9 protein-coding genes are annotated in these 13,060 nt (G+C 71.8%); 5 read left to right on the plus strand and 4 right to left on the minus strand.

The window, feature by feature from the left end; translation table 11 throughout:
- Positions 1 to 25: 25 nt before the first annotated feature.
- The gene (locus OHN19_RS27550; RefSeq protein WP_330266762.1) at positions 26 to 1,483 is read right to left on the minus strand and encodes a PucR family transcriptional regulator; all 1,458 of its coding nucleotides are present in this window, start codon (positions 1,481 to 1,483) and stop codon (positions 26 to 28) included.
- A 121-nt stretch (positions 1,484 to 1,604) separates the two neighbouring features.
- On the opposite strand from OHN19_RS27550, the gene OHN19_RS27555 reads away from it, so the two are divergent.
- From OHN19_RS27555 to OHN19_RS27575, 5 genes are all read left to right on the plus strand, one after another.
- Positions 1,605 to 3,050, plus strand: a complete 1,446-nt coding sequence (locus OHN19_RS27555; protein WP_330266763.1) for a sodium:solute symporter — start codon at positions 1,605 to 1,607, stop codon at positions 3,048 to 3,050.
- Positions 3,051 to 3,084: 34 nt separating this feature from the next.
- On the plus strand, positions 3,085 to 4,053 hold the full coding sequence (gene speB, locus OHN19_RS27560) for an agmatinase (protein ID WP_330266764.1): 969 nt from the start codon (positions 3,085 to 3,087) through the stop codon (positions 4,051 to 4,053).
- Positions 4,050 to 5,735, plus strand: a complete 1,686-nt coding sequence (locus OHN19_RS27565) for a thiamine pyrophosphate-binding protein (RefSeq protein WP_330266765.1) — start codon at positions 4,050 to 4,052, stop codon at positions 5,733 to 5,735. Before speB ends, OHN19_RS27565 begins: the two co-directional genes overlap by 4 nt.
- A 212-nt stretch (positions 5,736 to 5,947) precedes the next feature.
- Entirely contained in the window at positions 5,948 to 7,477 is a 1,530-nt protein-coding gene (locus OHN19_RS27570) for a NucA/NucB deoxyribonuclease domain-containing protein (RefSeq protein ID WP_330266766.1), read from the plus strand.
- A 22-nt stretch (positions 7,478 to 7,499) separates the two neighbouring features.
- A complete protein-coding gene (locus tag OHN19_RS27575; protein ID WP_330266767.1) occupies positions 7,500 to 8,072 on the plus strand; it encodes a hypothetical protein in 573 nt (190 codons plus the stop codon).
- A 76-nt stretch (positions 8,073 to 8,148) separates the two neighbouring features.
- On the opposite strand, the gene OHN19_RS27580 is transcribed toward OHN19_RS27575, so the two are convergent.
- The 3 genes from OHN19_RS27580 to OHN19_RS27590 all read right to left on the minus strand — a co-directional run bounded on the left by OHN19_RS27580 (position 8,149) and on the right by OHN19_RS27590 (position 12,962).
- The gene (locus OHN19_RS27580; protein ID WP_330266768.1) at positions 8,149 to 8,955 is read right to left on the minus strand and encodes an endonuclease I family protein; all 807 of its coding nucleotides are present in this window, start codon (positions 8,953 to 8,955) and stop codon (positions 8,149 to 8,151) included.
- 190 nt (positions 8,956 to 9,145) lie between these two features.
- Complete coding sequence (locus OHN19_RS27585; RefSeq protein WP_330266769.1) at positions 9,146 to 10,576, minus strand: FG-GAP-like repeat-containing protein; 1,431 nt, start codon at positions 10,574 to 10,576, stop codon at positions 9,146 to 9,148.
- 181 nt (positions 10,577 to 10,757) lie between these two features.
- On the minus strand, positions 10,758 to 12,962 hold the full coding sequence (locus tag OHN19_RS27590) for a glycosyltransferase family 39 protein (protein ID WP_330266770.1): 2,205 nt from the start codon (positions 12,960 to 12,962) through the stop codon (positions 10,758 to 10,760).
- Positions 12,963 to 13,060 lie beyond the last annotated feature (98 nt).

The following is a 13,060-nucleotide window of genomic DNA, read 5'->3' on the forward strand; positions in this document are numbered from 1 at the left end:
GCACGCTGGGACACGGGTCACGCGATCATGGCCGCCGCAGCGCGAACCACAGCTCCATCCGTACGTCCGGGTCGTCCAGGTCCGCCTCCAGCAGCGCCGCGCACTTCGCGATCCGCTGCCGCACGGTGTTGCGGTGCACGTCCAGCGCGACCGCCGTACGGTCCCAGCTGCCGTGCAGGGACAGCCAGGCGCGCAGGGTCTCGGTGAGGGCCGGGGTCAGCGGTGTCAGGAGCGCCCGGGCATGCGCCTCGGCGTCCGGCTCCGGCACCAGGTCCGCTAGCGCCGGGCGGGCCCCGTACCGGACCAGCTCGGCACGGGTGGCCCGGGCGCGGGCCAGCGCCCGGCCCGCCTGGACGTCGGCGCGGGCCCACTCCGCGGGCCCGGCGACGGCACTGACCCCGAGCGTCCACCCCGGCTGCGGGCCCGGTTCCCGCTCCGCGGGCAGCAGGACGCGTACGACGTCCCGCGCCACGTCGACGAGCGGCGAGCCGAGCGCCGCACCGAGGGCGGAGGCGGCGACGGGGTCGGGGGCGGCCGTGTCGGGCCGGGCGTGCACCACGACCCACTCGCCGCCACCGAGGAGCGGGACCACGTCCTCGGCCGACGCCCCCAGCAGCACCCGGACCAGGGCGGACGACCGCGCCGCCCCCGACCCGCTCTGATGCTCACCGGTGAGCAACGACAGCAGCACGGCGGCGACGGAGGCGATGGTGTGGTCCCCGGGGTCCCGGTGAGCCGCGACGACCCCGAGCACGAAGCCGTGCCCGGCACCGAGGGCGTAGGCGGCGAGATGGGTACCGGCGGTGACATGGGTGGCGGAGTTCGGCGTACCGGGACCAGAGGGGCGTACGACCTGCGCGAGCTCGGCCAGCGCCGCCCGGGCGGCAGGCTCGGCCGGTCGCCCCGCCGCCGCGACCTCCGCTCCGTCCGGCCCGAACAGCACCGCCCGGCCGCCCACCCGCCCCGCCAGCTGCCGCAGCACGGACGGCACCGGGTCCGGGCGGGACGCGGCCGCGGCCAGGCTCTGCTGGGCCTCCGTCACGCGGCGGAGTTCGGCGTGCCGGGCCTGGGCCATCAGCTGCCAGACCGCGCGGGCCACGCCGGAGAAGGTGGTCCGGGGCGGGACCTCCAGAAGGGGCAGCTCGTACGCGTCACAGGCGGCGACCAGCGCGCGCGGGACGGTGTCGTGGACCGGCGCCAGGCCGAAACCGAGGGCCGCGCCGCCCGCCGCGACGATCCGGGAGACGTAGTCGTCGAAGTAGGTCCCCGAGCCCGCCGCCTCCGGGATGTGCACCCCGGCTGTCAGCAGCAGCTCACCGCCCAGCAGATACGGGTACGGGTCCGCCATCTCCGAGGTGTGCGCCCAGTGGATCACGGTGGCCGGATCCGAGGGCCCCGCTATCTGCCGCAGCGCCAGGTCCTCGCGGGCCAGCAGCGCGGCCAGCGGGACCGGTGGGGTGGGCGGGACGGCCGGGTCCGGCATGGTGGACGTTTCCTCCATCGAGTGCGGCTCGAATGGATGAAACGTACACTTCGCAGTCGCTTTCCGGCCACCTACTGTCGACGCAGACCGGCAGGGCGCCCAACGGCAGAAGGAGGCCCACATGGCCGTCGACTACACAGTCATCGTCGTCTACCTGGTCGGGATGCTGGCCATGGGCTGGTGGGGCATGCGCCGCGCCAGGTCCAAGAGCGAGTTCCTGGTCGCCGGGCGCCGCCTCGGCCCGGCGATGTACTCCGGCACCATGGCGGCGATCGTCCTCGGCGGCGCCTCCACCATCGGCGGGGTCGGCCTCGGCTACCAGTACGGCCTCTCCGGCGCCTGGATGGTCTTCACCATCGGTCTCGGACTGCTCGCCCTCTCCGTCTTCTTCTCCGCCCGCATCGCCCGCCTCAAGGTCTACACCGTCTCCGAGATGCTGGACCTGCGGTACGGCGGCCGGGCCGGCGTCATCTCCGGCGTCGTCATGTGGGCCTACACCCTCATGCTCGCGGTCACCTCGACGATCGCCTACGCCACGATCTTCGACGTCCTCTTCGACATGAACCGGACCGTCGCGATCGTCCTCGGCGGCTCGATCGTCGTCGCGTACTCGACGCTGGGCGGCATGTGGTCCATCACCCTCACGGACATGGTCCAGTTCGTGGTGAAGACCATCGGCGTCCTGCTGCTCCTGCTGCCCATCGCCGTCGTCAAGGCGGGCGGCTTCAGCGAGATGAAGGCGAAGCTGCCCACCGAGTACTTCGACCCGCTGGGCATCGGCGGCGAGACGATCTTCACCTATGTGCTGATCTACACCTTCGGCATGCTCATCGGTCAGGACATCTGGCAGCGCGTCTTCACCGCCCGCAGCGACACCACCGCCAAGTGGGGCGGCACGGTCGCCGGCACCTACTGCCTCGCCTACGCCCTCGCCGGCGCCGTCATCGGCACCGCCGCGAAGGTCCTCTACCCCAACCTCGCCAACGCCGACGACGCCTTCGCGACCATCGTCAAGGACGAACTCCCGGTCGGCGTAAGGGGCCTGGTGCTGGCCGCCGCGCTCGCCGCCGTCATGTCGACGTCCTCCGGCGCGCTGATCGCCTGCGCGACCGTCGCCAACAACGACATCTGGTCCAGGCTGCGGGGCAGGACGGCCGAGGGGGACCACGACGAGGTCCGCGGCAACCGTGCCTTCATCCTCGTCATGGGCGTGGCCGTGATCTGCACGGCGATCGCCCTCAACAACGTCGTCGAGGCGCTGACGGTGGCGTACAACCTGCTGGTCGGCGGCCTCCTCGTCCCCATCCTCGGCGGCCTGCTGTGGAAGCGCGGCACCGCCCAGGGCGCGCTCGCCTCCGTGGTCGTCGGCGGCCTCGCCGTGATCGGCCTGATGGCGGGCTACGGCATCCTCGCCAACGAGCCCGTGTACTACGGCCTGCTGGCCTCCCTGGTCGTCTACGTCGCCGTATCCCTGGCGACCCCGGCGACCGACACCGCGGTCCTCGCGGCCTGGCGGGAACGACTCGCCGGGCGCGAGGTCCCCGAGCCGGTTCCGGCACCCCGGTAGACCGAACGCAGAGACACAAGGAAGGCATACGACCATGAGCTCCCCCGAGACCCCCCGCGGCCCCGTCGACTCCTCCCGCATCCCGCGCTACGCCGGGCCCGCGACCTTCGCCCGGCTGCCGCGCCTCGACGAGGTCGGCCGGGCCGACATCGCCGTGGTCGGGGTGCCGTTCGACTCGGGCGTCTCCCACCGGCCGGGCGCCCGCTTCGGCGGCAACGCGATCCGCGAGGCGTCCCGGCTGCTGCGGCCGTACAACCCGGCGCAGGACGCGTCCCCGTTCGCGCTGGCCCAGGTGGCGGACGGCGGGGACATCGCGGTCAACCCCTTCAACATCAACGAGGCCGTCGAGACCGTCGAGGCGGCGGCGGACGACCTGCTCGGCACCGGCGCCCGCCTGATGACCCTCGGCGGCGACCACACCATCGCGCTCCCGCTGCTCAGGTCCGTCGCCAAGAAGCACGGCCCGGTCGCCCTGCTGCACTTCGACGCCCACCTCGACACCTGGGACACGTACTTCGGCGCCGAGTACACCCACGGGACGCCGTTCCGGCGGGCGGTGGAGGAGGGGATCCTGGACACCTCCGCCCTCTCCCACGTGGGCATCCGCGGTCCGCTCTACGGCAAGCAGGACCTCACCGACGACGAGAAGATGGGCTTCGGCATCGTCACGTCCGCGGACGTGTACCGCAGGGGCGCCGACGAGGTGGCCGACCAGCTCCGGCAGCGCATCGGCGACCGCCCGCTCTACATCTCCATCGACATCGACTGCCTGGACCCGGCCCACGCCCCCGGCACCGGCACCCCCGAGGCGGGCGGCATGACCTCCCGCGAGCTGCTGGAGATCCTGCGCGGTCTGGCATCGTGCAACCTGGTGTCGGCGGACGTCGTCGAGGTGGCCCCCGCGTACGACCACGCGGAGATCACCTCGGTGGCCGCCTCCCACACCGCCTACGAACTGACCACGATCATGTCCCGCCAGATTGCAGAGGCCCGCGCGCAGTGACTCACGACCACGACCTGGTGCTCCGCCCGACCGAGGCGCAGATCTCGGCGGCCCTGAACCCGCCGCCCGGCCGCAACGGCGGAGACCTGGTCGTGGAGACCCTGGCCGGGCTGGGCGCGACGACCGTCTTCGGCCTGCCCGGCCAGCACGCGCTCGGCATGTTCGACGCGCTGCGCCGCTCCGACCTGCGCTACATCGGACTGCGGGTGGAGAACAACGCGGGCTTCGCGGCGGACGCGTACGGCCGGATCACGGGGGAGGCGGCCCCGCTGCTCCTGTCGACGGGTCCGGGCGCGCTGACGTCCCTGGCCGCGCTCCAGGAGGCGGCGGCCGCCTCGGCCCCCGTCCTGGCGATCAGCAGCCAGATCCCGACCGCCGGACTGGGCGGCGGCCGCCACGGCTACCTGCACGAACTCCCGGACCAGTCGGCCTCGTTCCGGGGCGTGGTCAAGTCGGTCCACACCGTCCGCGCCCAGTCCCAGATCCCCTCCGCGATCGAGGCGGCCTGGAAGTCGGCGCTCACCGCCCCGCACGGCCCGGTGTGGGTGGAGATCCCGCAGGACGTGCTGCTGGCGCCCACCCTGATCCCGGTGGTGACGGGCGGCGACGCCTTCCCGGAGGAGCTGCCCCCGCGCCCCGAACTCACGGCGGTGGCGGCCGACTTGCTGTCCCGCGCGGAGCGCCCGGCGATCATCGCGGGCGGGGGAGTCGTACGGTCGGACGCTTCGGGGAAGCTGCGGCAGCTGGCCGAGGTGGTGCGGGCGCCTGTGGTCACCACCCCCGGCGGCAAGGGCGCCTTCCCCTGGAGGCACCCGCTCTCGCTCCAGTCCTGGATCGAGGACCGGCACACCACGGACTTCCTGGAGGACGCGGACGTACTCCTGGTGGTGGGCTCGGGACTGGGCGAACTATCGTCCAACTACCACACGTTCAAGCCGCGAGGGCGGGTCATCCAGATCGAGGCGGACCTCGGGAAGCTGGAGTCCAACCACCCGGCGCTGGGCATCCACGCGGACGCGCGCCTCGCGTTGCAGGCGCTGCTGGAGACGGTGTCGCCGAGGCAGGACGAGGAGGCTCCGGGGCGGGTGCGTGAGGTGCTGGCGCGCGTCGCGGACCGCCTAGCCGCCCAGGAACTCACCCTGGAACAGGAGCTGTTGGCCTCGGTCCGCCAGGCCCTGCCCGCCTCGTCCCCGTCCTTCTGGGACATGACGATCCTCGCGTACTGGGCCTGGTCGGCGTTCGACGCCAAGGGCCCCAACCTCCTGCACTCCGCGCAGGGCGCCGGAGGCCTGGGCTACGGCTTCCCGGCGGCGCTGGGCGCGGCGGTGGCCGACCCGTCCCGCCCGGTCCTGGCGGTCTCGGGAGACGGCGGCGCCCTGTACTCCATCGCCGAACTGGCGACGGCCCGCCAGTACGACCTGAACGTCACCTGGCTGATCGTCGACGACGGCGGCTACGGCATCCTGCGCGAGTACATGACCGACGCCTTCGGCCAGGCCACGGCGACGGAGCTGTCCCGCCCCGACTACGTGGCACTGGCCGAGTCCTTCGGCGTCCCGGGGGTGCGTACGACCCCTTCGGCCCTCGCGGACGACCTGTCGAAGGCGTTGGCCTCACCCGGGCCGTCGGTGGTCGTCCTCCCGGCGGTGCTGCGGATGTTCGCACCGACGCACCTGGACTGACGGGCCGTCCGGATTCGGACACACCGAGCCCGCCCACCGCACATCTGACGCCGTCTCACGGACCCTCGAACAGCGCTGTCCGACCACCCGGGCAGGTCCGGCGCTCCGGGGGTGATCCGGCCAATCCCCTTCATACACATGGTGTTCATGCCAACGCGTGGGCAGGATGCGACGCGTTCCGCACTCTGTGCACACGTGATGAAGGGGGATTCATGACGTTGAGAACGACCTGGGCCGCGTCGTTAGCCGTGGTCGCCATGGTGATCACCTCCGCACCCGCCGCCTTCGCGCAGGAAGCGCCGGACGGCGGTTCGCGGGCGCCCACCGCCACGGCGGCGGCACCGGCCGCGGACGTCGACCGGTCCGTGGTGCTCATCCCGGTCAAGGACCTCGCCGCCGCGCAGGAGGAGAGCCGCAGGACGCACTCCCTCACCACGAGCGCCGACGCCGGCAAACCCGTCCTGCTGTCGCCCGCGCCGGAGCCGACGCCGCTTGACCTCGCCACGGCCGAGAAGCAGAACCGGCGGACCGCCGCCGAGCATGGGCAGACCAGCGACGGCGGGCGGACCGCCGAGACGCTCGCGGCCCCGGCCCCGATCGGGGACCAGCCGGATCCCACGCTCCTGGCGGAGTGCCTCTCCAAGGACGACGCCGACTCCGACTTCGGCCGGGTGCACAACCGCTTCACCTACTGCAACGAGCGCGAGGGCGTGGTCGACTTCTACTGGGTCGTCAACGGGCGCCGGATATGGCGCGGTACCAACACGTTCACGTACCAGATCTTCGCGCAGGGCGACAACACCAGCCGCCGTATCCGGGTGTTCTCGCGGGTCGTCGAGGACTCGGTGCGCTACAACTGGCTGTTGCGCTGGGACCAGTGGTTCACCGGCCGCGACGTCCGGCTGAACCTCATGGCCAACTGCCCGGACGACTTCACGCTCTGCCACGCGGCACCGAGCTCCGTCAGCCTCCCGTTCGTCGTCTGGGACAACAACGACGACTGGTACAACTGGGATGTCTACGGCCATGATTCGGCGGGTGTCGGACGGGATCTGATCACCCTCAACCGGTTCCGGATGGAGTACTGGGGCGAGGGCGCCGGGGCCACCGTCCAGCGCGGATGGAGCCCCTCGCGGTGGATGCGCTGCGACTCCGGGTCGTACTTCTCCCAGGGCACCACCGTCTATCCGGAGGCCTGTGTCTTCAACGAGGTGACACCCCGGCTGAACTACGCGCTGGCCTCCGACTACCGGTCCGTGGCGCAACACATCTACGAAGCCCAGTACTTCCCCAACTCCACCTACCCCCTTCTGGTGCCGCCCGGCGTGCCTCAGCCCCGTGACAAGGTCATTCCGGGCAGGTACGACCCCGACAACGCCGCTGCGCCGGGGCTGCACCGGATCACCGAGACCCTGCACCCGGGGGAGTACAAGGCGAACGGCGACCACAAGGACGGCGCCTGCTACAAGACGGGTCCCGAAGCCGCGCTGTACGCCGACACCGGGCTGCCGACCCGGCCCAACACTCCGGACGAGCAGTGCGACGAGTATCCGTTCGCCTCGACACTGGAAGGTGCGGCCAACCCCGACTGGGACTTCTCGGTCAAGGCCGTACCGCAGCGCGACAACAGCATCGCCGGTGGTCTGCTGGGCTCCTACTACAACGACGACCGGATTCTGGCCTGGGACCCGACCCTGCCCGACACCCTCGCCAACGACCGCTTCTACGTCCACATCGAGTAGGCCACACATCGAGGATCGCCCCATGGTGACCCCGCCCTTCGATCCCACCTTGGCACTCGGCTCCGTCTGGTGCGTCACCACGACCGGTCTGGCGGTGCCCGAAGCGCTGCGGGCGGTGGGCGCGGTGGACGTGACCGAGCTTCCGGACGGGACGGAGCGGGCGTCGCGCCGGCTTGCCGACGCCTCGGCGGTGCGGGAGGGTGCCGTACTGGTGCTGGCCCGGCCCGTGGAGCCCGGCCGGACCCTGCTGCTGGAGCTGGAGAGCGCCCTGGGGTGGCGCGGCGGGGATCCCGGGGTGATGGCGGAGCTCGCGGCCGCCGGCACCGGCAGGGCCTGCTCGATCACGAAGGACCCCAACCGGACCTCCGTGCTGTTCGCGGAGGACAACGGGGTGACCGGGAGCCTCGACGCCGTCACCGGGCTGGTACACGGCAGCCCTGGCGCCTACCTCTCCGCGGCGCTGTCCGGCGCCGCGGAGGGGTGGGCCTCCGGCCAGCGTGCCGCCCATGTGCTCCGGGCCGTCACCGGGGTGCGGCTCGATGCGGACATGTGGAGCGGTCCGTGGTGGGGCGGGCTGTCGAGAGGACTCGTCTGATGACACGGACCTGAGCCGTCCGCCGCGCCGAACGCCCGTCTAGGAACAGGCGTTCGGCGGGGATTCGGCGAGGTGTCTACCAGATCGCCTCGACCCACTCCGGGTGGTCGATGAACGGGTTGCGGTTGTGCTGGTAGGTGTCGTAGATGACCTGGTTGCGCTTCTCCTCGAAGGCGCTGGGCGGGTCCGCCTCGTTCCAGGCCTTGAGGACGGAGAGCTTGCCCATGTAGGGGTTGGAGCCGTTGCCCACCTTCTCGTTGGGCTCCAGGTCGGCGAATCCGTCGCCGCCGTCGTAGCGCACCGCCATGTAGAGGATCATGCGGGCCACGTCACCCCGGTCCGCGGCGCGCGGCGCGAAGGAGTCCGAGTCGACGGTGGAGCCGCCGCCGTTGGTGACCGCGCTGCCGCCGTTGTCGAAGTCCAGGTTGCCGCGGATGCTGTTGACCTGGACGTCGGCCGGACGCAGGTGGTGCAGGTCGGTGCCGGGGCCGGTGACCTCGCCGAAGTCGCCGTGGGACTTGGCCCACACGTGCTCGCGGTTCCAGTCGCCGACGTCGCCGCCGTTGAGGGACTTGGCGCGGGAGACACCGCTGTACAGCAGGATCACGTTGTTGCTGTTGTTCGGGTCCTGGTCGGTGACCTTGAGGGCGTCCCAGACCGCGGAGTACGAGATCTTCGTGACGTTGGCGCTGACGATCGTGTGCAGGGACGACTTGAGGCTCGTCCCCGTCTTGCCGATCGCGTTCTTGTAGTACGTCGAGTCGTACGCGGTCGTCGTGGCGGCGGCCGGGGTCGTGGTCACGACCGGGGCGGCGAGCCCGACCAGCACGGCGGCGGTGGTGAGCGCCACCGACTTCCAGCTGCGGATGCGTGTCGCCAGCATAAAGGGGGTCCCATCTACGCGGGTTGAATGGAGGCGGCAGATGGGAGCGTGACATGTGCATGCGGCCCTGTAAATGGATGGCGCGTGTCCATTGAGTGTCGGGAAACGGCAAATCGGGCCGTGTCTACGCGAGTTGACACACGAAACGGCCCCCGGAGCCCGCGGGCTCCGGGGGAATACCGGCGAAGTCTCAGGGGAGCAGGACAGCGCCCAGTCGCGGGGAGCCGGATGTCGATACGCCCAGGGACGACGGGCCGAAGGTGACCGCGCTCGTCGTGGTCAGGCCGGTGGCGGCGCCGCGCAGGTGCCACACGGCGCCGTCCCCGCCGTTCTCACCGTCGGCGCTCACGGACAGGTCCGCGTGACCGTCGCCGTTGAGGTCGGCGAGGTGCACCGCCGCACCGAAGTGGTCGTTCGTCTCGTTCCCGCCGGGTACGCCGTCGGTGTCCTGGCTGAAGGACCGGGCGCCGGAGGGGGTCAGTCCGGAGGACGAGCCGCGCAGCAGCGTGACGGCGCCGGTGAGGTCTGCCGAGCCGATCTTCTCGTAGTGCGCCGACACGGCTGCGTCGGCGTACCCGTCGCCGTTCACGTCGCCGAGGGAGAGGGCCCAGCCGAAGCCGTCGTTCGTCTCGTCCGCGCCGGGGACGCCCGATGTGTCCTGGTCGATCGTCCGGCCCGGCTCGGGGTCGACGCCCGTGACGCCACCGAGGTGGGTGCTGACGGAGCCACCGGGGTTGCCGGCGCCCTCGTACTCGCCGGTGAGCACGTCGTCGTAGCCGTCGCCGTTGATGTCGCCTACGGCCGCGGTCTCGCTGTCCTCCGCCAGTACGGTCCGGTGGGCGAGGCCCGAGGCAGAGCCCTGGAACACCATCGTGGCGTAGTACGCCGTTCGGTCGTCGAGGTAGGCGCCGCTGACGACGAGGTCGTCGGTACCGTCCCCGTTCAGGTCGCCGGAGGCCAGGGACGTGGCGCCGCGCCCCGCCCGGATCGGCGCCGTGACCTTGTACTTCGACGCGGCGCCGGACGCCTTGGTGAAGCCGCCCTTGCTGACCCAGAGGTCCGCGCCCGTACTGCCCACGGTGAGGTCGGGCTTGCCGTCGCCGCTGAAGTCGCCGACGGCGAGGGACTGGCCGAACCGGTCGTGGGCCGTTGGGGCGGGGTCGGCCGCGGTACGGCCGCCGGACAGGCCCGAGGGGCTGCCCCAGACAATGATCACGGTACCGCCGTCCGCGTCGGAGCCGAGGTCCTCGCCGGGCGCCGAGACCACGAGGTCGGCGTATCCGTCGTTGTTCAGGTCGCCGGTGGCGAGCGCGGCGCCGAAGCGGTCGCCACGCTCCGCGGTACCGGGGATGCCGCTGGTGTTCTGGGTGACGACCGTGCGGCGGGTCGCGCTGATGCCGGACTTCGAGCCGTAGGCGACGACCACGGCCCCGGCACCCGTCTGCCCGCCCACGGTCGCGGAGGGGGCGGCTGTCACCAGGTCGCGGTAGCCGTCGCCGTTGAAGTCGTCGTGGTACTTGGCGGTGGCCGCGGACGCCGGGGCGGACAGGACGAGCGGGGTGAGGCCCGCCACGAGGAGGGCGGCCAGGGCGTCGGACAGGGAAGTGGGGTTGCTGCGCAAGGGGGGTGTCTCCTGGACGGCTGGCAGGGGCAGTCGGCGATCAAGAGACTTCCGGTGGAGTCGAAGGGTTGTAGGGAGGGCTGATGTTCTTCACCGGTGCCGGTCGGCTGTACGACGATGTCCCGCGCCCCTTTCCGAAAGGGGCGCGGGACATCGTCGATCGTCACCGCCCGCATGGTGGTCAGCCGACGTCGGAGGGGTCCAGGCGGTAGACCGTCGAGGTGGTGCTCGAAGAGGAACTGCTCGAGCTGTAGTCGCTCTCCTTCACCGCCGTGCCGTTCTTCTGCACCCAGCTGGTGATCTGCTGGCTGAGGCTGCTGTTGCCGCCCATGCCACCGCCGCCCAGCTGGATGTAGTGCAACTCGCCCTTCTTCACCAGCTCCTTGAGCCTGGCCAGGGTCATGGCCTGGTCGGTGCCGGTGAAGCCCCACATGGAGATGACCGGCTTGTGGGTGCTCAGGATCAGCTGGCCCGCGCTCTGCGAGTTGGAGACCGCGAGCAGCCACTTGGCGCCGTCCTGGTGCTTCTCCAGGTACGAGACCAGCGCGCTGTCGACACTGCCGCCCATGCCGCCACCGCCACCGGGGCGGCCCGTCGCGTTGCCGGTGCCGCCGGGAGCCGTACCGCCGTTCTGCGTACCGCCGTTCTGGCCGCCCGGCAGTTCGCCGCCGCCGGGGAAGCCGTTGCCGCCCTGCGGCAGCTCACCGCTGCCCCCACCGGGCTGCATCTGGCCGGTGCCGCCACCGCCGTCGGGGAACTCCCCGCCCGCCCGGCCGCCCTGCTGCGTACCGCCCGGCCCGCCGCCGTTGCCGCCGAAGCCGCCCCGGCCGCCACCGCCGCCGGGACCACCCATGCCGCCACCCGTCGACGGCCCCGCCGTCGGGTTGGTGCCGCCCATACCGCCCGTGGTGGCGGAGAAGGCCGGTGAGGCCGCGTACGCCGTCGGACCGGCGAGGGCCGCCACGATCGCCGCGGCGACGGACACGGCCAGCAGCCGGGCCTTCGTCCCCGAGGCCGCCGTACGGAAGACCAACAGGCCCGCGATCGCCAGGACCGTCAGGACCCCGACGACCGGCCACAGCCAGGTGTTCCAGCCGGTCGCCCGGCGCAGCAGCACGATCGCCCAGACGCCGGTGACCGCGAGACCGGCCGGCAGGACCCAGGACCAGCGGGCGTCACCGCTGCGGAAGGCGCGCCACAGCAGCACCCCGCCGCCACCGCACAGTGCCGCGATGCCGGGGGCGAGCGCGGTCGTGTAGTACGGGTGCATGGTGCCCTCGGCCATCGCGAAGGTCAGGTAGTGCAGCACCAGCCAGCCGCCCCACAGGACGAGCGCGGCCCGGGTCAGGTCGGTGCGCGGGGCACGGCCGCACCGCACCAGGCCGCCGACGAGCGCGAGGAAGGCGAAGGGGATCAGCCAGGAGATCTGGCCGCCGAGGACGTCGTTGAACATCCGGCCGATGCCCGCGGTGCCGGCGAAGGTGCCGCCACCACCGCCTCCGCCCCCTCCGTTGCCCTCGCCGCCGAGGACCCGGCCCAGGCCGTTGTAGCCCATGATCAGGTTCCAGGCGGAGCCGTCGGTCGAACCGCCTATGTAGGGACGGTCGTCGGCCGGCACGAGTGAGACCGCCGTCGCCCACCAGAAGCTGGAGACCGCCAACGCCACCGCGGCGAGGCCCAGGTTGATGACCTTCTTCTTCCAGCCGAGCTTCGAGGCGTACACGTACACCGCGAAGACGGCCGGCAGGGCGATGTAGCCCTGGAGCATCTTGGTGTTGAAGGCGAGGCCGAACAGGACGGCGGAGCCGATCAGGGGGAGCAGCCGGTCGGTGCGGACCGCGCGCAGGGCGAGGGCCGCACCGCCGACCATGAGCAACACCAGGATCGTGTCGGGGTTGTTGTCCCGGTTGATCGCGACGGTGATCGGAGTGAGCGCGAGAACGAGCGCGGCGATCGCGGCCGCCACGTGTCCGAAGGCCCGCTTCACGGAGCTGTGCAGGATCCAGATCGTGCCGAGGGCCGCCGCGATCTCGGGCGCCATCATCTGCCAGGTGCCGAAGCCGAGGACCCGGCAGGACAGGCCCATGATCATCAGCGCGAACGGCGGCTTGTCGACGGTGAGGAAGTTACCCGCGTCCAGCGCCCCGAAGAACCAGGCCTTCCAGCTCTGCGTACCGCTGTAGACCGCGGCGCTGTAGAAGCTGTTGAGGCTGCTGCCGCTCAGGTTCCAGCCGTACAGGACGCCGGCCAGGGCCAGGATCGCGAGCAGCGCGGGCAGCGACCAGCGCGGGGCCCTGTCCGGGGGCGCCGGGGCGGGCGGGGCCGGCGGCGCCCAGTCGGCGGACACGGGCGCGGGGCGGGGGTGGGGATCGGTGGCAGATGTCACCCCGGCATCGTGCGGAGGCGGCTTGGGCGGGAGCTGTGACGTACCTGGCGCCATCCTGTGAATTCGCAACGGGTCAGGTAACGACTCGCACAACCATT

The sequence above is a fragment of the Streptomyces griseorubiginosus genome (assembly GCF_036345115.1).
Classification (GTDB): domain Bacteria; phylum Actinomycetota; class Actinomycetes; order Streptomycetales; family Streptomycetaceae; genus Streptomyces; species Streptomyces griseorubiginosus_C.